The 21451-nt window shown below is 56.1% G+C and carries 21 protein-coding genes; 14 read left to right on the top strand and 7 right to left on the bottom strand.

The annotated features are described in order from the left end of the window. Positions 1-2 precede the first annotated feature (2 nt). The 3 genes from OEZ10_10640 (at position 3) to OEZ10_10630 (ending at position 3124) form a co-directional block, all read left to right on the top strand. Complete coding sequence (locus OEZ10_10640; GenBank protein ID MDH5633435.1) at positions 3-800, top strand: uroporphyrinogen-III synthase; 798 nt, start codon at positions 3-5, stop codon at positions 798-800. 68 nt (positions 801-868) lie between these two features. Then, positions 869-1933: a uroporphyrinogen-III C-methyltransferase gene (locus tag OEZ10_10635; protein ID MDH5633434.1), complete on the top strand. Its 1065-nt coding sequence runs from the start codon at positions 869-871 to the stop codon at positions 1931-1933. 9 nt (positions 1934-1942) lie between these two features. Beyond that, positions 1943-3124 carry a hypothetical protein gene (locus OEZ10_10630; GenBank protein MDH5633433.1) on the top strand — a complete coding sequence of 394 codons (1182 nt, stop codon included), beginning with the start codon at positions 1943-1945 and terminating at the stop codon, positions 3122-3124. 10 nt (positions 3125-3134) lie between these two features. On the opposite strand, the gene OEZ10_10625 is transcribed toward OEZ10_10630, so the two are convergent. After that, the gene (locus tag OEZ10_10625) at positions 3135-4151 is read right to left on the bottom strand and encodes a CDP-6-deoxy-delta-3,4-glucoseen reductase (GenBank protein MDH5633432.1); all 1017 of its coding nucleotides are present in this window, start codon (positions 4149-4151) and stop codon (positions 3135-3137) included. 432 nt (positions 4152-4583) lie between these two features. Between OEZ10_10625 and OEZ10_10620 the strand changes: the two genes are divergently transcribed. From OEZ10_10620 to OEZ10_10575, 10 genes are all read left to right on the top strand, one after another. Then, positions 4584-5612: a phospholipase A gene (locus OEZ10_10620; protein ID MDH5633431.1), complete on the top strand. Its 1029-nt coding sequence runs from the start codon at positions 4584-4586 to the stop codon at positions 5610-5612. Between the two features lie 99 nt (positions 5613-5711). Beyond that, entirely contained in the window at positions 5712-6668 is a 957-nt protein-coding gene (locus OEZ10_10615; protein MDH5633430.1) for an ABC transporter ATP-binding protein, read from the top strand. Further along, on the top strand, positions 6665-7408 hold the full coding sequence (locus tag OEZ10_10610; GenBank protein ID MDH5633429.1) for an ABC transporter permease subunit: 744 nt from the start codon (positions 6665-6667) through the stop codon (positions 7406-7408). The genes OEZ10_10615 and OEZ10_10610 overlap by 4 nt, the downstream gene beginning before the upstream one ends. A gap of 2 nt (positions 7409-7410) precedes the next feature. Then, positions 7411-8784 carry a GldG family protein gene (locus tag OEZ10_10605; GenBank protein ID MDH5633428.1) on the top strand — a complete coding sequence of 458 codons (1374 nt, stop codon included), beginning with the start codon at positions 7411-7413 and terminating at the stop codon, positions 8782-8784. Between the two features lie 16 nt (positions 8785-8800). Beyond that, positions 8801-9694 carry a DUF4340 domain-containing protein gene (locus OEZ10_10600; GenBank protein MDH5633427.1) on the top strand — a complete coding sequence of 298 codons (894 nt, stop codon included), beginning with the start codon at positions 8801-8803 and terminating at the stop codon, positions 9692-9694. Further along, positions 9694-10509, top strand: coding sequence for a bifunctional DNA-formamidopyrimidine glycosylase/DNA-(apurinic or apyrimidinic site) lyase (gene mutM / locus OEZ10_10595; protein MDH5633426.1), 816 nt, complete (start codon positions 9694-9696; stop codon positions 10507-10509). The genes OEZ10_10600 and mutM overlap by 1 nt, the downstream gene beginning before the upstream one ends. Positions 10510-10748: 239 nt before the next feature. Beyond that, a complete protein-coding gene (locus OEZ10_10590) occupies positions 10749-12713 on the top strand; it encodes a dynamin family protein (GenBank protein ID MDH5633425.1) in 1965 nt (654 codons plus the stop codon). Between the two features lie 73 nt (positions 12714-12786). Beyond that, positions 12787-13275, top strand: coding sequence for a GNAT family N-acetyltransferase (locus OEZ10_10585; protein MDH5633424.1), 489 nt, complete (start codon positions 12787-12789; stop codon positions 13273-13275). Positions 13276-13334: 59 nt separating this feature from the next. Then, entirely contained in the window at positions 13335-14093 is a 759-nt protein-coding gene (locus OEZ10_10580) for a phytanoyl-CoA dioxygenase family protein (protein MDH5633423.1), read from the top strand. A gap of 40 nt (positions 14094-14133) precedes the next feature. After that, positions 14134-14475 carry a hypothetical protein gene (locus OEZ10_10575; protein ID MDH5633422.1) on the top strand — a complete coding sequence of 114 codons (342 nt, stop codon included), beginning with the start codon at positions 14134-14136 and terminating at the stop codon, positions 14473-14475. 71 nt (positions 14476-14546) lie between these two features. Here the strand turns inward: OEZ10_10575 and ggt are convergent, their stop codons facing one another. The 6 genes from ggt to OEZ10_10545 all read right to left on the bottom strand — a co-directional run bounded on the left by ggt (position 14547) and on the right by OEZ10_10545 (position 20354). Continuing rightward, positions 14547-16235, bottom strand: a complete 1689-nt coding sequence (ggt, locus tag OEZ10_10570) for a gamma-glutamyltransferase (GenBank protein ID MDH5633421.1) — start codon at positions 16233-16235, stop codon at positions 14547-14549. A 90-nt stretch (positions 16236-16325) separates the two neighbouring features. Continuing rightward, entirely contained in the window at positions 16326-16577 is a 252-nt protein-coding gene (locus OEZ10_10565; protein ID MDH5633420.1) for a YfhL family 4Fe-4S dicluster ferredoxin, read from the bottom strand. Positions 16578-16610: 33 nt separating this feature from the next. After that, positions 16611-17090: a pantetheine-phosphate adenylyltransferase gene (gene coaD, locus OEZ10_10560; GenBank protein ID MDH5633419.1), complete on the bottom strand. Its 480-nt coding sequence runs from the start codon at positions 17088-17090 to the stop codon at positions 16611-16613. Positions 17091-17097: 7 nt separating this feature from the next. Beyond that, positions 17098-17688, bottom strand: coding sequence for a 16S rRNA (guanine(966)-N(2))-methyltransferase RsmD (gene rsmD, locus OEZ10_10555; protein MDH5633418.1), 591 nt, complete (start codon positions 17686-17688; stop codon positions 17098-17100). Positions 17689-17695: 7 nt separating this feature from the next. After that, positions 17696-18997, bottom strand: a complete 1302-nt coding sequence (locus OEZ10_10550; protein ID MDH5633417.1) for an insulinase family protein — start codon at positions 18995-18997, stop codon at positions 17696-17698. Beyond that, positions 18984-20354, bottom strand: coding sequence for an insulinase family protein (locus OEZ10_10545; GenBank protein MDH5633416.1), 1371 nt, complete (start codon positions 20352-20354; stop codon positions 18984-18986). The genes OEZ10_10550 and OEZ10_10545 overlap by 14 nt, the downstream gene beginning before the upstream one ends. 104 nt (positions 20355-20458) lie before the next feature. Between OEZ10_10545 and ftsY the strand changes: the two genes are divergently transcribed. Beyond that, complete coding sequence (gene ftsY / locus OEZ10_10540; protein ID MDH5633415.1) at positions 20459-21430, top strand: signal recognition particle-docking protein FtsY; 972 nt, start codon at positions 20459-20461, stop codon at positions 21428-21430. Positions 21431-21451 lie beyond the last annotated feature (21 nt).

The raw sequence follows: 21451 nt of genomic DNA, 5'->3' as shown, positions 1-21451 counted from the left end.
CCATGACCGCCTCCCCGGCCTTCCATCTCGACGGCGCTCGCATCCTGGTCACTCGACCACGTCACCAGGCCGGGCCATTGGTAGACATGATTGAGCAGGCCGGCGGCCTGGCACCGGTTTTTCCGGCGCTGGCAATCGGCGCGAAACCGCTCTCTGATCGCGAACAGCAACTGATCCGGCAATTGTCACAGGTGGATGTGGCATTTTTTATCAGCCCAAACGCGGTGAATTACGGCCTTGACGCCACCGAGGCACTGGTCGGGCAACTGCCAGGGCAGCTGCTTCTGGCCTGTGTTGGTGCCGGCAGTGAACAGGCGCTGATGGACCGGGGCTACCAGCATGTTATTCGTCCGGACAACACGTTTACCAGCGAGGGCCTGTTATCCCGGTCCGAGTTTAGCGATATGCATGGCAAACAGGCGCTCATATTCAGGGGCAATGGCGGACGCGAACTGCTACGTGAAACCCTTGAACAGCGCGGAGCGCAGGTGGACTACATCGAATGCTACCAGCGCATGCTGCCGGAAGAAGATCCCGAAACACTCAACAGGATGATTGCCGACAAGGCTCTTGATGCAGTGGTCGTAACCAGCTCGGACGCCTTGCGTAACCTCGTTACGATGACAGTCACGCATAACCTGCCGCAGCTGAAACAGTTGCCGGTAATCGTCGTCAGCCCGCGAATGGCCGAGGTGGCAGGTGAACTGGGGTTTGGGCAGGTTTATACCGCTGATCGCGCTACCGACGACGCCATCCTGGCGACATTGAACACGTGGCGCAAGCAGGCTGTCCAGGCCTGATTCGGCGCTTGTGTCACGACCGACAAAATCCCCTATAATGACCGCAACAACCCATGCGCCGGTGAACAATGAGCACGACAACTGATAACAAACCGGATTCGTCCAAACCTGGTGACCCCTCTGCCGGCAAGCCAGCGATTGAGCACGACACCAACCGAACTTCTTCAAGGCGATCCGGCAGCAGCTCGGTCGCCGGCGGTCTCGCCTTGCTGTTGTCACTGACTGCACTGGCAGGCACTGGATACCTGACATGGTTGCTGGTTAACAAGAATCCTGAATTACTGGAAGGCAGCCTGGGCGCCACCACCGAATTATTGATTGAAGATAACCGTGGTCAGCAGGAAACCCTGGGCAATCACCAGCAGATGCTCAACGAGCTGGCGGAAAACCAGCAGGTTATCCGCGATGCCATAGAACAGGCTTTCTCGAAACTCGGCCGCGATCGCCGCGGCTGGGCGCTGACAGAAACCGAGCAATTGCTAATCATTGCCAATCACCGCCTGCAACTGGCCCGCGACATCCCTTCAGCCATCGCCACGCTGGAGACTGCGGATCAGCAACTGCGCTCCCTGGCAGACCCGCAATTGATGTCGGTTCGCAAAGCCATCAGCAAGGAAATCGCACAACTCAAGGAACTCAACCCGGTCGACCGGGTCGGCATGGTGTCACAGCTTGAAGCGCTGATGCAGAACACCGGCACCCTGCCATTGAGCGTGACCACTCGGGCGCAATCCCTGAAGAATGAAATGCAGGCTGGCGCTGAAATTGCGGACCAGGGTTTTTTGCAGGAATTCTGGAACGACGTGCGCAGCCTGATTCGTATCCGCGACAACGTCGAGCAACAGCTGCCATTGCTGCCACCGGAGCAAACCTGGTTCCTGCGGGAAAATCTCAAGTTGATGATTTCCGGTGCCCGCCACGCACTGCTGGCCAATGACAAGGCCAGTTTCGAGCACTCATTGACCACGGCCACCACCTGGATCAAGACCTATTTTGATGCCAAGGCGCCGGCTTCAGCCGCCATGCTCGAGGAACTGGACAAGCTGGCAAAAACCGATATCGCTATAAGCCTGCCGGACATCAGCAGATCACTGAAAACCCTGCGCAGCATCAAAGAGCCCGTGGCCGAATAACATAATACGATGAAACTGCTCGCCTACATTCTCGTCGCTCTTGTCCTTGTCGTTGTCGGCACCCTGGCGGCGATAGAAGACAATGGCTATGTGCTGATCGCCCGCGCACCGTGGTCAATCGAAATGCCATTGACCTTGTTCCTGTTGTTGCTGGTCGTGACGGTTATTGTGTTTTATATCGCCGGCTGGATGGCGATTCGCACCTGGACCATTCCCGAAACACTCGCCAGCTGGCGCCAGGGTCGCAAGGCGCGCAAGGCGCGCCGTTCGCTCAACGAGGGACTGCTGCAACTGGCCACCGGCGACTGGTTGCTGGCCGAATCACACCTGCTGGGGCAACTGCGGTTCAGTGACGTCCCGGTGATAAATTACCTGGGCGCTGCCGTTGCCGCCCAGCACCGCGGCGAAATCGAAAAACGTGATGAATACCTGGCCGAAGCCCAGAAACTCAGCGGACAAAACGGCTCTGCGGTGGCTTGCGTCCAGGCCAGACTGCAGCTGGTGTCAGGCCAGTACGAACAGGCTCTGGCCACCCTGACCGAGCTGCGCGACACAGCACCCGATCAGGCTTATGCTACCTTGCTGCTGGCGCACTGCTACAAAGCCCTGCGCGACTGGGCCAGCCTGGCGGCCATCATGGCCGAAATTCGCCGACACAAGTCGTTGCCGGAACCGGAGCTGGCGCAGCTGGAAATCGAGGCCCATGACCAGTTATTGCGATTACCGGTTCCGGCCGGTTCTGCCCACGTACTGCAACAGGCCTGGGAAGCCGTACCCAAAGCCTTGCGACAGAATGTTCGCCTGATTTGCACCTATACCAAGGGCCTCGCCAACAACAATCAACACGATGCCGCCGAATCGCTGTTACGCAAAACCATCGAATCGGATTGGGCCGAGTGCCTGCTGGAAGCCTATAGCCAGGTGCGCTCCAGCAATCTTGAAAAACAGTTGAACACGTGCCAACACTGGGAACAGGAACAACCTTCCAGCGCGGCATTGCAGTTATGTCTGGGCCAGATTAACGTTGCCCGCGGCTACCTGGACACGGCGGTGAAACACCTGGAGAAGGCCATCAAGCTCAATGCCGGCGTCGATAATTACGCGGCACTGGCAGCGGTCATGGAAAAACAGGGTCATACGGGCAAGGCCATGGACGCCTATCGCAAGGCGCTGGAGCTGTGCCGACGCTGACAGCCATGAGTTACTTGTTGTGGTCGTTGGCGAACTCGAATGAATCGAAATGCAGGCGATGCTCATCCAGACCGTGGGCCAGCAATACCGGCTTGGCCGCATGAATCATTACCGGTGATCCACACACATATACATCATGGCCGCCAAGGTCCGGGTAGGTCCTGATAACGGCATCCTGCACATAACCGGTTTCACCGCTCCAGCCACTATCGGCCCGTGACAACATTGGCGTATAAGTGAAGTTGTCATGCTCACTGGCCCATTGCTGCGCCAGTTCATTCATGTACAAATCTTCAGGCCGACGACCGCCCCAGAACAAGTGCATCGGTCGCTTGAGATTTTTGCGCCAGGCATGCTCAACCATGGATTTTATCGGCGCAAAGCCGGTGCCCGTGGCCATGAATACGATTGGGCGATCCGAGTCTTCGCGAAGAAAGAATGAGCCCATCGGGCCTTTCAGACGCACCAGGTCCTTCGCCTGCATCTTCTCAAACACGTGACCGGAATACATGCCGCCTTCCACGAGACGAACGTGAAACTGGAGAAACTCATCGTCATGCGGCGCATTGGCAATGGAGTAGCTGCGACGCTTGCCGCCATCAAGCAGGAAATTCATATACTGACCGGCAAAAAACAGCAGTTTCTGGTTTTCCGGGATCCGGACTTTGAGCTCCATGACGTCGTCAGCCAGCTTGCGCATGTCGGCAACGCGTCCTGGCATCATTTTGACTTCCACTTCACCGGTAAGAATCACCTCTTCGGCTTCGATTTCCATATCGGACAATGGCGTGGTTTCACAGAACAGCGTATAGCCCGCCGCCATCTCTTCGGCGGTCAGCAAGTCCGGGTCACCATCACTGCGCTGAAACTCACCGGAAATCACCTTGCCGCGACAAGCGCCACAACTGGAGCATCGGCAACCGAATGGCAGCAACAGGCCCTGGCGCAGGGTCGCGTCAATTATGGATTCGCCCTCATCGGCGATCACTTCATAACCACCGGGATTGATTTTGATTTTGAAAGTCATGTGTACTCGGTCACTGGATTTCGGAAATTCTGTTCTGAGATTCGGACTATACAAGCATGAAACACCAAAACAAGCATGTCTCCGCGCGGCCAGCCGGTGGTCGGGAACCGGCCTGTTTCGGCAATCGCGGCGGTACGGTTACTGACCACAGGATAGTCGCAAACCACCGACTTCGCCAAGAACCGGTACCTGTTACGGCCTCCGGCACCATCCCGGGTCGCAAGCGCCGTCAAAATTGCACGACATCGTGCCTTGACGGCCACGGGCGAGGCCCAGGACAAATCCTGGCCGGCACGCTCCCGGGCGGGCCATATACGGCATTTTTCAGGTCTCGGCTCCCGGGCAAACGGACAAACCCGGTGCTTGACGATAACGGGTGTTCCACAGATAGTTGCAGGCGACCATTACCCGACCTCATGGAGAAGGATGCCCATGCGCGAACCCCTGAAGACCCTGGCACCGGCTGTAGTGCTCGCTCTGGCCTTGATGACCGCACCTGCCGCACCTGCCCGGGATGTCAACCAGGCCGATCCTGCTCCTGACCACGAACTTGCAGGCACGGCAACGCCCGCGACGGCTCAACCGGAAAGCAGCGACCAGGATGCCGGGGCAGCAACCAGTATCGATGGCGAACAAAACCAGTCACCGGGATCTGCCCGGCGCAGTCGCCTGGAACATCGCATTCTTCATGAGCGCGAACTGGTCATGAAGGAATTTGCGCTACTGCCTCACCGGCCCAATTATGTACTGCTGTATTCCTACGCCGACGAACCCAACCTGGCTAACTGGTATTATGATGAGGCACCCGGCCACGAAGAACTCATTATTCACCTGAGTCTCAAGTACCCGGTATGGATCCAGAAAAAAGCGACCCGGAACCGGTTCGCCGTATTTGCAGCCTACACCCAGAAAGCCTTCTGGCAGGCCTATAACGAACCAGTCTCACGACCGTTTCGTGAAACCAATCACGAGCCGGAACTGCTGGGTTATTTCTTTCCGGACCTGAAGATCGGCAACTGGGCATTGCCACTTGTTACCCTGGGCATCAACCATCACTCCAATGGCCAGTCAGGAGACTTGTCACGCAGCTGGAACCGCGCCTACCTGGATTTTGTTTTTGCCCGGCACGATTACGCCATCAGTATCAAGCCCTGGTACCGGTTTCCGGAAAGCCTTGCTAACGACGATAATCCGGATATTCTCGACTATATGGGCAGGGGCGAACTGACCTTGGCCTATGGCAATGGCGTCGTGAATCTTGGCCTGATGTTTCGCAACAATCTCAAGTCAAAAGGCGACAACAAGGGAGCCGGACAACTGGATTTCAGTTATCCTGTTACCGAGAACCGCAAACTCAGCTTGTACCTGCAACTGTTTCACGGCTATGGTGAAAGCCTTGTCGATTACAACCATGTCAATACACGCATCGGCATAGGTGTGCTGACGAGCAACTGGCTGTAGTCATTTAGAACTGCTTTTCGGGCCGGTGGTAGCGTCCGTTGACAATACCGGCCCTGTTTTTACAATGTGCGCCCACGGTCACGAGGAATCGGGAGTCCCATGTCTGAAGTACTGGTAGAAGTCAAAGACCTGTCCAGGTTTTACGGCAACATCCCTGCGGTGAAGAACATCAGCTTCAGTGTTGCCAAGGGTGAAGTACTGGGTTTTCTTGGGCCCAACGGTGCCGGCAAAACCACGACCATGCAAATCATCACCGGTAACCTGGCGCCTTCCGTTGGCAGTATCAGCATCGCCGGCCACGACCTGCTGGAGGATCCGCGAGAGGCAAAAGCCGCCATTGGTTACCTGCCCGAACAGCCGCCGGTTTACCGCGAATTGACCGTTGATGAATACCTTGATTATGCAGCCGCGCTGAATCGCATCGAACGGAGCCAACGCCTGGCGGCGCGCGATGCCGCCAAGGAGAAGTGCGGTCTCACCGACGTCAGCAAGCGACTCATTGGCAACCTGTCCAAGGGCTACCAGCAACGCGTGGGTATTGCCCAGGCCATTATTCACATGCCGCCGGTTGTTATTCTTGATGAACCAACCGTGGGTCTTGATCCGATCCAGATTCGCGAGATTCGCGAACTGATACTGGGCCTTGGACAGGATCACAGCGTTATCCTGTCCAGCCATATCCTGCCGGAAATCCAGATGACCTGCTCCCGGGTCCAGATCATCAACAGGGGAGAACTGGTGATGACTGATACTATCGAGGGCCTGGAACAACAACTGGCCGGCAATTCACTGACACTGCGCTTTCGGCGGGCACCAACCACGGCCCAGGTGGAAAGCATTCCCGGCATCCTCAAGGCAACCCTGGAAAAAGATGACTACATTCGTGCGGTACATGAAGTCGGCGACGACCCGACCGACGCACTGGTGAAAACATCCGTGGAAAACAACTGGGGCCTCGCGGAATTACGCCCGGGGCGAATTTCACTGGAAGATATTTTTGTTGAACTCACCACCACGGAGAACTCGCACAAGGCAGATCCGGAGGATGCAGCATGATCAGAACCATAGCCTGGCGTGAGTTCCGTACCTTGTTCCTGTCACCTCTTGCCTGGGTGATCCTGGCCGTGGTCCAGATGATCCTGTCATACCTGTTCCTGGGTCATGTGGAACAATATCTCCAGTGGCAAAGCCAGTTACTCGGCATGGCCGATGCACCCGGTCTGACCGAGATTATCGTGGCGCCACTGTTTGGCAACGCCGCCATCATCCTTTTGCTGGTAGTGCCGCTGATCACCATGCGCCTTGTCAGCGAGGAGCGCCGCAACCGCACACTGAGCCTGCTGTTCTCGGCACCGGTTACCATGACAGAGATTGTATTAGGCAAGTACCTGGGCATCGTCTTTTTCCTGATGCTGGTACTGTTCATGATCACGTTAATGCCACTGTCTTTGCTCGCCGGTGGCAGCATTGACTTTGGCCTGCTGGCTGCCGGTGTACTGGGCCTTGGCCTGATGCTGGCAGCATTCGCCGCCGTCGGCCTGTTTATGTCAACGCTGACACAAACACCAACCGTGGCCGCCATCAGCAGTTTCGGCGTTGCCTTGCTGTTCTGGATACTGGATCTTTCCGGTTCCGGCGATGAAAGCCTGCTCGCCTATATGTCGTTGCTGAATCACTATGAGCCGTTTTTACGCGGCGTCTTTGACAGCGCCGATGCTATATACCTGTTGCTGTTCATTACCACGTTCCTGGTAATGAGCGTACGTCGGCTGGATGCCGACCGCCTGGGAGGTTAAACATGAAGCTCTCCGCCCAATCACGCAAACAGTTGCGCCTTGCCAATGTCAGTTTTGTCCTGCTGTTTCTGCTGGCCATTGGCCTGCTGCAATGGCTGTCGCGGGACTATCACCTGGAATTTGACTGGACCCAGAGCAGCCGTCATTCATTGTCAGAAGCCAGTATCAAGACCCTGGACACCCTGGACAAGCCAGTACACATAACCGCCTTTGCCAGCAAGCGTGAAGGCCGACGCAAGGCCATCAATGCATTGATTGATCGCTACCGCAAACACAAAAACGATATCACGCTGGAGTTTGTCGATCCCGACGAGAACCCGGAAAAAGTGCGCGAAGCCAATATTCAGTATGACGGTGAGCTGCTGCTGGAGTACAACAACAGCCGCGAAACACTGACCAAGCTCAATGAAGAAAACCTGACCAACACGCTGACCCGGCTCGGTCACGCCGGTGACCGTTGGCTGGTCTTTCTCGACGGCCACGGTGAACGCAGCCCGGACAAACAACGCAACTTTGACCTGTCGCTTTGGGCTGACCAGCTGCAAAAACGTGGATTCAAGGCACGATCACTGAATCTCGCCGAGAACACTGCCATACCGGAAAATACCACGGCCCTGGTTATTGCCTCACCGCAAACCGCACTGCTCAAGGGCGAAGTGGAAGCCATACGCCGCTATATCGAACAAGGTGGTAATCTCCTTTGGCTAAATGACCCCGCCGGCAGTGAAAAGGCTACGGCGAGCCTGCGGCCCATTGCCGAGATATTTGGCATCGAGTTCATGCGCGGCATGGTCATAGATGCTGAAGGCCAGCTCATCGCCGGCAATGCCGCCAACGTAATCATGGCCAGCTACAACAGCCACCCCATCGTCAAGAATTTCAGCACCATGACCGTGTTCCCGACAGTCGGCGCCATACAGCACCAGGATGAAACGGAAAATAGCGGCTGGAAACCCGCTATTGTCCTGGATACACGAGAAAATACCTGGGTCGAAACCGGTCGCCTTGATGCTGGCGTGCAATTCGACAAGGGTCGGGACACTCAAGGACCGGTTACCGTTGCCATCAGTTTCAGTCGCGACAACGGCAAGCAGGATAAAGGCGCGGAGCAACGAATCCTGGTGATTGCTGATGGCGATTTTCTGTCCAACAGCTACCTGGGCAATGTTGGCAATCTTGATCTTGGCCTGAGCATGGCCAACTGGCTGAGCCAGGACGACGCTTATGTTTCCATTCCGGTGCGCGCCGGTAGCGACCAGGGGCTGAACCTGTCACACACTGCGCAAATCACTATTGCCCTGATCTTCATGGTATTTATTCCGCTAGCCCTGATTGTCACCGGTGTGCTGGTCTGGTGGCGTCGTCGCAAGTATTGAGGAAGCAACCAGTACAATGAAAAATCGCTGGCTTATCAACCTAGCACTTGTTGGCATCATTGCCGTACTGTTGTTGCTGGTCAAACTGCAACCCGGCAAGGAAGCAAAACCGGAATACCCGGTCAGTCAATTAAAGCCCGGCGACATTCAACGCATCGAACTACGGCAACCAGGTAACGATGCCATGGTATTCGAAATAATCGATGGCAATTGGCGCATGACCGCGCCGGTCAACGCCCGCGCCAACCGCTTCAACATCAGCGGCCTGCTCAAAATCGCTGCCGACAAATCCGGTCTGCGTCTTGCCCTCGACGGCAAGTCGGCAACGGGCTACGGCCTTGGCAGTACCGCTACGCGGATCACGTTCAACCGGACCGAGATCACTATCGGTCACAAGCACCCACTCAAGGAACAGCGCTACGTTCAGACCGGCGACGCGGTATTGCTGGTTTCGTCCAACTCTTTGCGTATGACTGAAAACCGGTATACAGACTTCCTCAGCACGTCCTTGCTGGAAGAAAACCACAAGCTGGTAGCGCTGGATCTAGGTGAACAGAAACTCCAGTACCAGAATGGCAGCTGGCAGCTGGCTCCGACTGACAAGAATATCAGCGCCGACACCATTAACGGCTTCATCAACGAATGGCGCCTGGCCCATGCCCTGTCAGTAGACCGGTACAGCAATAAACCGGTACAACGCTGGATCAACGCGGTCATGAAAACCGATTCTGGCGACGCCAAGCCTGTCACGACTCGGCTCGGCATTCTTGGCTATGAGCCTGAATTTGTCCTGTATCGCCCGGATGAAGCACTGGAGTACCGTTTTGCCGCCGATATCGGCAACCGGTTGTTAACATTGAAACCGGCTGCCAAACCGGAGCCCGGCACACCGGCAAAAAAGGCTGACTAATGCCCGAACTGCCCGAGGTGGAAACCGCCCGGCGAGGTATTGAACCGCTACTGGCCGGCCAAACCATCAATAGAGTACACATTCGCCAGGCTAAATTACGCTGGCCGGTACCGCGCAGCCTGTGCACGAAGTTACCGGGCGCACAAGTAGTTGGCGTACGCCGACGCGCCAAGTACCTTCTGATTGATACCTCTCCGGGGACGGTGCTGGTTCATCTCGGCATGAGCGGAAGCCTGGCTGTCGTACCTGTCGACACCCCCTACCGACCCCACGACCGGGTCGCCCTGGACCTGGCCAACGGCCAATCGTTGCGACTGCATGACCCGAGACGATTTGGCGCGGTACTCTGGGCCGGGCACCACCCGGATGAGCACGCGCTGCTAAAAGACATCGGCCCGGAACCGCTGTCGGAGGCCTTTAATGCCGACTACCTGTACCGGCAGTCACGCAAGCGCAAGCGTGCCCTGCGCGAGTTTTTGCTGGACGGCCATATCGTCGCCGGTATTGGCAACATCTACGCTAACGAGGCGCTGTTCCTGGCCGGAATTCGACCCACGCGGCCTGCCGGGCGCCTGACCCGGGCGGAAACCGAAAAACTGGTCGCTACAGCCAAATCCGTGCTCAAAGCCGCCATTCGGAAAGGCGGCACCACCTTGCGCGATTTTCACCAGGCCGATGGACAGCCTGGCTATTTCCAGCAAACCCTGCATGTCTATGGTCGCGAAGGCCAGGCCTGCCCAAACTGCGGACAAGCCATTCAGCGCCTGATGCGCAGTAACCGTTCACTTTTTTATTGTCGCCGCTGTCAAAACTGAGCCAAATCCTGGCCCTGTTTGGTGAAATTCTCAGAAATTCGTTTAGAATAAACCGATAACTGGCTAATTCTACGTAGATTTTGGGTTTTCAACTCGAGTAAAAGCAACTAAACTTGAGGCAGTGTCAATACAGGCCCGGCCATTTGTCCGAATCAAAAAACCGACTATCTGGCTGGTCGTCGGATAGCTGAAAAGTTATCAATAGAATCTATAATAATAAACTCATCAAGGGGAAACCTATGAGTAGCAAGGGTATCGAAAAACATTTAGAGGAGTACAGCGGCTGGCGGACGAACCTGTTCGATTCCGTCGATGAGCTGCGCGCCTGGCTGAAAGACCAGGACCTCGGTGACGCCCGCGTCGACCAGCGCCTCGACCAGGTCATGAGCAACCTGCGCGACGACAAACTTTACGTGGCATTTGTCGCCGAATTTTCTCGCGGCAAATCCGAGCTGATTAACGCCATTTTCTTTGCCAATTTCGGCCAGCGGATTCTGCCCTCGGCGGCCGGGCGCACCACCATGTGTCCCACCGAGCTGCAGTACGACCTGGGCACCAAACCCTGCCTGCGCCTGTTGCCGGTAGAAACACGTAAGGGCGGCACCACCATCAGCGAATACCGCCGCTTCAATGACGAGTGGCAGGAAATACCGCTGGACGTAAAAAATTCCGACAGCATGATCAAGGCGCTGCGGCATGTAGTGGAAATCAAGGAAGTCACCACCAACGAAGCCGAGGAACTGGGCTTCCACATCGCCCACGAAGAAAACGAAATCGGTCTCCAGCTCAACGACGATGGACTGGTCGAGGTACCCAAGTGGCGCCACGCCATCATCAATTATCCGCATCCGCTGCTGGAACAAGGCCTGGTGATTCTCGATACCCCGGGCCTGAATGCACTGGGCGCCGAACCCGAGCTGACCCTGAACATGCTGCCCAGCGCTCACGCGGTACTGTTTATCCTCGCCGCCGACGCCGGCGTTACCAAGTCCGACATCGATGTCTGGCACGATCACATCAGCCAGGGCAAGGGCAGCAACAAGCGTGGTCGCATGGTGGTTCTGAACAAGATTGACGGCCTCTGGGATGATCTTAAATCTGATGCCGATGTAAACGGCGAAATCGATCGCCAGATTCGTGAAACAGCGAAGATCCTGTCGCTGTCCGATCACAACGTCTACCCGGTGTCGGCGCAAAAAGGTCTTTACGGCAAAATCAAGAACGACCAGGCCACGCTGGAGCGCAGCCAGTTGCTGAGGCTGGAAAACGCGCTCGGCAGTGAACTGATTCCGGACAAGCGCGGCATCGTTCGCGATAACGTTGCCGAAGATCTTGAAAGCATAATCAAGGCGGTACGCGCCCTGATTGGCCAGCGACTCAAGGGTGTGTACGAGCACATTGATGAACTGTCCAGCCTCAACGGCAAGAACATCGATGTCATCGAACACATGATGAACAAGGTCCAGGAAGACAAGGCCGTTTTTGAAAAGAGCATGCAACGCTTCCAGGCGACGCGCAGCATTTTTTCACAGCAGACCAACGTGCTGTACACGCACCTGAACCTGAAGGCGCTGGACAAGCGCATCGCCGAAACCCGCAAGGACATGCGTATCAGCCTGACCACCAGCGGCCTGAAGGCGCTGATGATCAGCTTCTTCAAGGAAACCACCGGCACCATGGAGCAGGTTTCAAAGCAGGCCCAGGAAATCAAGGAATTGATGGAAGGCGTCTACAAGAAGTTCCAGGAAGAGCACGGTCTCAGCAACATCAAGCCCGGTCATTTCTCTGTCATGCGCTACATGCGCGAGATCAAGCGCCTGCAGGACAAGCATGAACAGTTTGTTCGCAGCCTGTCGTTCCTGCGCACAGAACAAAAGACCCTTACCGACCAGTTCTTTGACTCGTCGGTGGCCAAGATACGCATGATCTACAAGATGGCCAACAAGGATGCCGACGCCTGGCTCAAGACCATCATGTCACCTATGGAAGCGCAGGTGCGCGAGCACCAGATCCAGCTGCGACGTCGCCTTGAAAGCATCAAGCGTATCCACCAGGCCAGTGACACGCTTGAAGACCGGCTCAAGGAACTGGAACATATCCGTGATGGAATCCGCAACCAGGAAACCGGTTTCGAAAAACGCGCAGATGCCATTATCCAGGCGCTGCGCGATGAAGGGGGCCAAACACAGGCCAGACGCGCCTGATAACTACTAGCACATGCCAGTACACAGGGCCCGCATGTTCGGGCCCTGTTTTGTTACCCGGAGTCGCAATAACGTGCCTGACCAGAACACCACATCAGCCCTCGTGGTTCAAACCGTGACAACCGGAACCAATGGTATTCCGGAGCTGCTTGCCCTGTCCGACACCTACACCACCAGCCTCTATCCAGCCGACAGCTGTCACCTTGATGGCATCGAAGCGCTTTCGCGCGGCAACGTTCTGGTCGTGGGATTGTTCGATCAAGGCACGGTTGCCGGCATGGGTGCCCTGAAATCCCTGTCCGATGAAATACGCTACGGAGAAATCAAGCGTTTGTTTGTAATAGACGCCTATCGCGGTCGCGGTGGCGGTCGAATGATCATGGAGGCTCTCGAACAAGAGGCTCGCTCGCAACAACTTCGCAGCATTCGCCTGGAAACGGGCATCTACCAACCGGAGGCGATTGGCCTGTACAAGTCCCTGGGCTACACGATCCGAGGGCCTTACGGCGACTACACCGGTGATCCGCTAAGCGTGTATATGGAAAAGCTTCTGCCAGTCTGATTTGTGTTATGCTGACCAGCATTGTCTATGGATGAACCTGCCCGCGCCCGGAGACACCAATGATCGCAGACTACCACAACAATGGCTTTCTTCCGGTTCGGGGACTTGTCGACCATGTCACTGCCGGCAGGCTCAGGCAACAACTGGACGAGTTGCTGACGGTGTTGTCTCCGACTCACCCATACTGGCAAAAAGATATTGTACCGCTCAGCGTGTTAAGCCCCCGTCGCAATCCCGGTATCGAAGCTGCATCCCTGGCTGCCGTGCCATTTATTATCGGCAACCTGCCTGTGCTGTTGCCCGGCATCTTTTCCGCCGCTATCGGTGAGCCCGTGAAAACACTCGCAACAACACTTTTGGGCAGTAACAATATTGAATTTAATTTTGCCAATGTTACGCGCAAGCCGGCACACATTGGTCCCAACATGGCCTGGCACCGGGATCATCCCAACCAGTACATATGCCCGCGAAATGCTGACGATTTCCTGCGCATCCTGATTGCGCTTGACCCGGTCACCCCGGCCAATGGTGCTTTGCAGGTTATTCCCGGCAGTCATCGCAATAATGAAGGTGATTGCAAATTGATGAGTCAGACCGATGAACTTGTGTCACTGGCTATGGAGCCTGGCGACGCCATTGCCCTGCATCCTTCCACTTGTCATGGCGGCCCTGAAAACCGCTCTGATGTCGACCGCAACCTGGTTATTGTCCAGATCAGCCGGGCCGGCGTCGAATATGACTACAATGAAGCCGAGTTGTACACGGGTGTTAACATGGATGCGATCCGGCACGCGCAAACGCGACGACCAGGCGTGTAAACGCTCAATACGGTTTTCTGTTACAGGAAGGATGTATCAAATGACTGCCCAAAAGAACAATCAGCATATGCAACAGGCTACAGCTGTGTTGCTCATCTGCATCAGCATACTGATGCTCGTATTAATATTATCGACACAGAATGTATTGGCAGCCCAGGCACTGCCCGAGCCAGGCACCTGCACCGACCCGCGGCCACAGGTTTGCACCATGGACTACAACCCCGTCTGTGCTGACCGCGATACCGGTATACGGTGCATCAAGGCGCCATGCCCGGCAACGGAAAAGAAGACCTACAGCAATGCCTGCCATGCCTGCGCTGATGCCAAAGTTCGCAGCTTCCGTCCCGGGGCATGCGACTCTCCGGGCCCGGTCGCCAGGTAGGGCTATTGGCAACTATCATGTTTTTTCGGTTCAGACGGCGGCCAGGCTCATCACGAATTTGTAGCGAGTGATCAGTTCCCGGTTTTTGCCATTCCTTCTCCACGCGGATCACTGGCAGATTCAAGCTTGCCTGCTTTCCTGTTCCAGTACACGGCATGCATGTTGCCGTAACTCGCGTCACGCTCGTTGATGCTGTGGCCCATGGCCTCCAGGTCTGAACGTTGTTTTACGGACAATGCACCGGGCTCGATAGTCACGGAGTCCGGCAGGTACTGGTGATGGTAACGTGGCAGGCTGACCCAGTCTTTTACATTGCCGCGCCCTTCCATCATCTCAAGTGATGCCAGCAGCACCATGCTGATAATACGACTGCCACCGGGCGTGCCAATTATCAATACACTATCTTCATTCTCGATAAATGTTGGCGACATGCTTGATAACGGCCGCTTGCCCGGGGCGATGGCATTGGCTTCATTGCCTACCAGCCCGTATACGTTCGGCACTCCGGGCTTGATGGAAAAATCATCCATCTCGTTGTTCAGCACCATGCCGGTGCCGGGCACCATGAAACCCGAACCAAATGGATAATTGATACTTAACGTTGCCGCAACCCGGTTACCATCCTTGTCGATAATGGAAAAGTGTGTCGTGTCTTCGCCCTTGTTTCGGGTTGCACCGGTACCCTCCATGAAGGTACTGGGTGTTGCTGCATCAGGGTCAATATCATTGCGCAGGCGATCGGTGTAGCCGGCTGAAACCAATTCCTGGACATTGACTTTTACATGGTCACTGTCGCCCAGGTAACGGGCACGATCACGATAAGCCAGGCGCATGGCTTCGATGACAAGATGCTTGCGCTTGACCGGGTCGATGGCAGCCAGGTCAAAACCGCCAAGAATGTTGAATATTTGTGCCAGCACAATACCGCCTGATGATGGCAACGGTGCGGACGTTGCCCGATAGCCACGATAACTCAACCTGATTGGTTCGCGTTCAACAATGTTGTACTCAGCCAGATCCTTCATCGACCAGATTCCGCCTGCCTCACGGACTCCATCTACCAGCCTCTCGGCGAAGGCGCCCGCGTAGATTCCATCGCGCCCGTGCTTGGCCAGCAACTCCAACATGTTGGCAAGATCCGGCTGACGCAGAACATAGCCACGCCCGGGCAGCCGGCCCTTATCAAGAAATACAGCGCCGGCGCCATGCTCACGAAGTGCTTCAAGCCTGAGCCCGGCCATTTGCCGATAATGCTCGCCCACAGGAAAGCCAAGCTTCGCAACACGAATGGCCGGCGCCAGGCTTTGCACCAATGGCAGACGACCGTAGTGACGCGCAAGGTAATCCAGCGCTGCCGGCTGTCCGGGAATAGCTGCGGCCAGTGGCCCATCCAGTGACAACCCGGGTACCGGTTGCCCTTGTGAATCAAGGTACATGTTGCGGTGAGCGGCCAACGGCGCCCGTTCCCTGCCATCAATCATTACCTGGCGACCACTGTCCGCCTGGTGCAGCAACCAGAACCCGCCACCACCCATGCCGGATCCGGTTGGCTCCACCACTGCCAATACCGCGCTCACGGTTATCGCGGCGTCAAAGGCGTTACCGCCCCGCTCCAGGGTACGCATCCCGGCCAGGGTGGCCAGCGGATGTGCCGAGGCAATGGCGGGCCGCAGGCCCGTATTCTGGTCAGCCAGGGCAACATGGCTGGCAAGCAACCCGGTCAAACCGGCAATAATCGTCGTCCTGAGCAAGCAGTTCATTCCTGTTCTCCAAAAACCAAGGGGTGAGAGATTGCTCGCTCACCCCTGCAGACTGGCTGTATTCGGGTTTTACGCCGATACAACCCGGATTCAGTCATCGGCCATCAGGGCCTCGTACTTGGATTGCAGCTCTTCCTGCGATTCCTGTTTTTCAGGATTCGGGATGATGCAGTCTACCGGACATACTTCAACACATTGTGACGTCTCGTAATGTCCAACACATTCTGTACACAGGTCCGGGTTGATCTCGTAGATCTCGTCACCCTGGGTAATGGCAGCGTTGGGGCACTCGGGTTCACAGACATCGCAGTTAATGCATTCTTCAGTAATCAATAAAGCCATAAGTCACCTGCTACAAATTTCAATCAGTATAGCCTATTTTCCCAGCTTGGCAGCCAGCGCAGCCGCCACACGGGAGTCCACAAATTCAGTCACGTTTCCGCCGTAGGCGGCGATTTCCTTGACCAATGTTGCCGAAATAAACATGTCTTCCTCCGACGGCGTCAGGAATACGGTCTCCACGTCTTCGGCGAGTCGTCGATTCATGCCTGCCATCTGGAATTCATACTCAAAATCAGAAACGGCGCGCAGACCGCGGAGAATCACCTGGGCTCCATGCTCACGCACACAGTTGATCAGCAGGTTGTCAAAGCCGGTCACCTCGACCCCCTTGACTCCTTTCAACACGTCCGTTGCCATGGCAACGCGCGTATCCAGATCAAATAAAGGCGTTTTTCCCGGGTTGGCCGCCACCGCCACGACCACACCATCAAACAGGCGTGCCGCCCGCCGAACCAGGTCTGTGTGGCCATTGGTAATAGGATCGAATGTGCCTGGATACAAGGCGCGCGTCATGGCGATGTTACTCCTGAGAATGTCCGGATCGGGCCAGATGATACCCCACCTTACCCGCTGTTTTGCTGCGAATCAGTGACCAGTCGTCCGGGATCGGCAAGGGACTCATTTCCCTCGGGGCTTCAATATAGACCAGGCCACCCGATTTCAACCAGCCACGTTCGGCAATCTTTCGAGAGCAGCGGGCGACAAGGTCACTGCGAAATGGCGGGTCCAGAAAAATAATATCCACCGGCGTAACCGGGCCATCGAGAAACGCCAGCCCATCGCCCTGGATCAGTTGGGCGCGGTCACCGGCTCCGAGCGACTCAAGGTTCTGGCGCAGCGCACGCACGGCCTCAGCCGACTGTTCCACCATGACCACCTTATCAGCGCCTTGCGACAAGGCCTCGAGACAAAGGCTCCCGGTCCCGGCGGTCACATCCAGGCACCGGGCACCGGGCAAGTGTGGACGCAGCCAGTTAAACAGGGTCTCGCGTACCCGGTTGGGCGTGGGCCTCAAGCCATCACTCTCCGGCACCGGCAACTTGCGACCTCGCCACTGGCCGCCAATAATGCGAAGCACGCCCGGATAGTGATGATGTTTTCGCGTAGCCAATGCGGCCCTAGCCACCGACAGTAATGGTAACCATCTTGTCAGGGTGCACGCGACGCCGGAACGCATCGCGGATGCTTTCAACGGTGACGGCTTCAACATTGCCGATGAACCGGTCAATATAATCCAGCGGCAAGTCATAGAACCCGATGACCGCAAGATAGCCGCTGATTTTCTTGTTGCTATCTATACGCATGGGGAAACCGCCGGTCAGGTTTTGCTTGGCAGCCTTCAATTCCGCATCAGTTGGACCGTTCTTTACAAAATCGCGCAGTATCCTGTCCAGCAACGCCAGTGCCTTGTCGCGTTCGCTGTTCTTGGTTTGCATGCCGATCTGGAAAGGTCCGGGCTCGCGCAATGGCCAGAAATAACTGTAGACACTGTAAGCCAGTCCCTGCTTTTCACGCACCTGGTCCATCAGCCGCGAAACAAAACCGCCGCCACCCAGGATATAGTTACCGACATAAAGACTGAAGTAATCAGGGTCCGTGCGCGACATGCCCGGCTGGCCAATAAAGATATGGGTCTGCGTGGACTGGAACGGAATATGTTTTTTGTAGGAAGCGGCGGGTAACGACACTTTCGGAATATCAGTGGCGCTGTTACCGGCTGGCAGTGTGCCGGCAAGCCTGTTTGCCAATGTCCTTGCAGCCTTGCCTGATAGATCACCTACTATGGCCAACACGGCGTTGTTGCCTACGTAAAACTGCTTGTGGAACTGCTTCAGGTCGTCAACAGCTATCGTCTTGACACTGGCTTCATCGCCTTCAGTTTGATGCGCGTAGGGATGCTTGCCGTACATGGCATCAAAGAACCGGATTTTCCCGATATAGTCCGGCTGCTGCCGCGCACGAGCGAAACCCACGATGGCACGCGCGCGCTCACGAGCGAGGCTGGCTTCAGGAAAATCCGGACGGGTGACCAGTTTCTGCATCAATTCAATGGCCGGATCAAGATAGTCGCTGTCCGCCAGGCTACGCAGGTTTATCATGGCCATGTCGTTATCAACACCGGCACTGAACTCGGCACCCAGGGATTCAAATCCATCTGCCACCTGGTTGGCCGTCAGGCCGGCGGCGCCCTCTTCCAGCATGCCGGCAACAAATCCGGCCAGGCCGGATCGATGTTCCGGGTCACGCGCACTGCCGGCATCAAACACCAGGCTCAGCTGAACCATGGGCAGATCACGCGCCGGCACAAACAATACTTTCGTGCCGTTATCCAGTTTCCAGGTCTGAATGTCAGGCCCGGCCAGCGCACTGGCAGCCAGTCCCAGCAATACAAATGTTACGACAGATTTAATGACGCCCATGACCACCTCCCGGCATCGGCTTGCGACGTGACTTGGTGTTCATGGGCTGAGGCTCCAGCACCGTTGTTGTCTGGTTGCTGACAACCAGGTATTTTTGCGCCACCTCACGCATCTTTTCAGGTGTTACCTTCTTGATATTGTCGAGGTAATCATCCATGGTGCGGTAATCAAGGCCAATGGTTTCCATCATGCCGATGCGCATAGCCTGGTAAAACACCGAATCCCGGCCAAATATATCGCTGGCCAGCACCTGCGCCTTGATACGCTTTAACTCATCCTCGCTGACCATTTCCTGCTTCAGGCGCTCAACCTGTTGCATCAGCGCGGATTCAAGTTCGGCCACGGTCTTGCCGGAAGCCGGTGTGCCATCGAGCATGAACATGCCCGGGCCGCGCGCCATGCCATTAAACCCGGCACCGGCCGAGGCAGCAACCTGGCTGCCTCGCACCAGCTCACGCGTCAGGCGCGCGCTGTTACCACCATCCAGTACGCCTGCCAGCACACTGAGCGCGTAGACATCCTCATCCTTGCCGTGCCCGAGCACCGGTACATGATAACCGGTTATGTAATAAGGTACTTTTGCCGGCGCCTTGACAGTACTGTGCCTGGCGCTGGTTTGTGCGGGTTCTGCAGGAATGTTGCGACGTGCCGTCTTTCGTACCGGCAGCTTGCCGAAGTACTGTTCTGCAAGACTGAACACCTCGGCAGGCCGCACATCACCGGCGACAACCAGCGTGGCATTATTGGGCGCATACCAGTTGCTGTACCACTGCTTCATGTCATCAAGCGTATGCGCCTCCAGGTCCTTCATCCAGCCGACGATGGGATGCCTGTAAGGGTGCACGGTGTAAGCGGTGGCATTAAACTGCTCGTAAGTCAGCGCCTCGGGATTGTCTTCCGTACGCAGGCGACGTTCCTCACGGACAACTGCTGCCTCTTTCTGGAACTCCGATTCGTCGAAAACCAGGTTTTGCATGCGGTCCGCTTCCAGGCGGAAACTCACTGGCAAGCGTGATTTTTCCAGGGTCTGGAAGTAGGCGGTGTAATCATTGCCGGTAAAAGCGTTTTCCCGGCCACCTTCCGCCGCGATAATACGTGAGAACTCGCCGGGCTTCAGGGTTTTCGTACCCTTGAACATCAAGTGCTCCAGTACATGAGAAATACCAGTCAATCCCTCAGGCTCATCAATGGCACCAACCTTGTACCAGACCTGGGATACCACCACCGGTGCCCGGTGATTTTCCTGGACAATGATTTTGAGGCCATTATCCAGGGTCCGCTCATGAATTTGTGTTGTGGTGCAGGCACCAAGCAACACGATTGGCGCCAACAAGGCAGCTCGTCTGATTAATTCCATTACTGTCATGATCCTGTCTTACTCCGATTGCCGACCGATGGTAGGATACCCCGGAAAAAAAATCACGGCACAAATTGCCTGTACAACCCGAATTTTCCGAATTTATGACAGACGACACGCATTCCGGGACAGATGCCCCGAAGAAAAACGGCTGGCTGTCGCGCCTGGGTCAGAAACTGGGCGCGACCCGGCAATCGCTTGGCGCCGGCCTGGGGAACCTGCTGCTCGGACGGAAGCAACTGGACCAGGAGTTGATCGATGATCTTGAGGATATTCTGCTTACCGCGGATATCGGTATCGACGCCACCGGAGCCATTATCAGCGACATCACCGGCAAGATTGCGCGCAAGGAATTATCGGACCCGGAAGCGGTCTACCGGGCCATCCAGGCCGAACTGGAAAAACTGCTGCTACCCTGTCAGCAGGCACTCACCATACCGGAACAGACACGGCCCTACATTATAATGATGGTCGGAGTAAACGGGGTTGGCAAAACCACTACTACCGGCAAAATTACCCATCGTCTCAAACAGCAGGGATTCAAGGTGGTGCTCGCTGCCGGCGATACCTTCCGCGCCGCGGCCGTTGAACAGTTACAGCAATGGGGTCAGCGCAACGATGTCGATGTCATCGCCCAGCCTACCGGCGCCGACGCTGCATCAGTGGCTCATGATGCAGTTGAAGCAGCGCGTGCGCGACGTGCTGACGTGCTGATTATCGACACTGCCGGGCGCCAGCATACGCACTCCGACCTGATGCAGGAACTTCAAAAAATCAAGCGCGTTATCAACAAGCTGGACAACAGCGCGCCGCATGAAGTCATGCTTACCCTGGACGCCGGCACCGGGCAAAACGCGTTATCGCAACTTGAGCACTTTAACAATGCTGTTGGCGTAACCGGCATTAACCTGACCAAGCTCGACGGCACAGCCAAGGGCGGCATCATTGTTGCCATTGCCCGCCGGTTTGGTATCCCGGTTCGTTTTATCGGTGTCGGCGAATCAGCTGAAGACCTTCGTCCATTTGATGCCACTGAATTCATACACGCCCTTTTTGATAACCAGGAACGGGGCTGACAAGGACAAAACACATCAAAC

This window comes from Gammaproteobacteria bacterium (genome assembly GCA_029880545.1).
In the GTDB taxonomy this organism is placed as follows: Bacteria; Pseudomonadota; Gammaproteobacteria; order Acidiferrobacterales; family SZUA-150; genus JAOUOD01.
Note: the sequence above shows the minus strand (reverse complement) of the source record. Positions and strands in the feature narration are given on the sequence as shown.

Coding starts and splice junctions, on each gene's coding strand:
- OEZ10_10640 (MDH5633435.1), top strand. CDS start 3: ATGACCGCCTCCCCGGCCTTCCATCTCGACGGCGCTCGCATCCTGGTC.
- OEZ10_10635 (MDH5633434.1), top strand. CDS start 869: ATGAGCACGACAACTGATAACAAACCGGATTCGTCCAAACCTGGTGAC.
- OEZ10_10630 (MDH5633433.1), top strand. CDS start 1,943: ATGAAACTGCTCGCCTACATTCTCGTCGCTCTTGTCCTTGTCGTTGTC.
- OEZ10_10625 (MDH5633432.1), bottom strand. CDS start 4,151: ATGACTTTCAAAATCAAAATCAATCCCGGTGGTTATGAAGTGATCGCC.
- OEZ10_10620 (MDH5633431.1), top strand. CDS start 4,584: ATGCGCGAACCCCTGAAGACCCTGGCACCGGCTGTAGTGCTCGCTCTG.
- OEZ10_10615 (MDH5633430.1), top strand. CDS start 5,712: ATGTCTGAAGTACTGGTAGAAGTCAAAGACCTGTCCAGGTTTTACGGC.
- OEZ10_10610 (MDH5633429.1), top strand. CDS start 6,665: ATGATCAGAACCATAGCCTGGCGTGAGTTCCGTACCTTGTTCCTGTCA.
- OEZ10_10605 (MDH5633428.1), top strand. CDS start 7,411: ATGAAGCTCTCCGCCCAATCACGCAAACAGTTGCGCCTTGCCAATGTC.
- OEZ10_10600 (MDH5633427.1), top strand. CDS start 8,801: ATGAAAAATCGCTGGCTTATCAACCTAGCACTTGTTGGCATCATTGCC.
- mutM (MDH5633426.1), top strand. CDS start 9,694: ATGCCCGAACTGCCCGAGGTGGAAACCGCCCGGCGAGGTATTGAACCG.
- OEZ10_10590 (MDH5633425.1), top strand. CDS start 10,749: ATGAGTAGCAAGGGTATCGAAAAACATTTAGAGGAGTACAGCGGCTGG.
- OEZ10_10580 (MDH5633423.1), top strand. CDS start 13,335: ATGATCGCAGACTACCACAACAATGGCTTTCTTCCGGTTCGGGGACTT.
- OEZ10_10575 (MDH5633422.1), top strand. CDS start 14,134: ATGACTGCCCAAAAGAACAATCAGCATATGCAACAGGCTACAGCTGTG.
- ggt (MDH5633421.1), bottom strand. CDS start 16,235: ATGAACTGCTTGCTCAGGACGACGATTATTGCCGGTTTGACCGGGTTG.
- OEZ10_10565 (MDH5633420.1), bottom strand. CDS start 16,577: ATGGCTTTATTGATTACTGAAGAATGCATTAACTGCGATGTCTGTGAA.
- coaD (MDH5633419.1), bottom strand. CDS start 17,090: ATGACGCGCGCCTTGTATCCAGGCACATTCGATCCTATTACCAATGGC.
- OEZ10_10550 (MDH5633417.1), bottom strand. CDS start 18,997: ATGGGCGTCATTAAATCTGTCGTAACATTTGTATTGCTGGGACTGGCT.
- OEZ10_10545 (MDH5633416.1), bottom strand. CDS start 20,354: ATGGAATTAATCAGACGAGCTGCCTTGTTGGCGCCAATCGTGTTGCTT.
- ftsY (MDH5633415.1), top strand. CDS start 20,459: ATGACAGACGACACGCATTCCGGGACAGATGCCCCGAAGAAAAACGGC.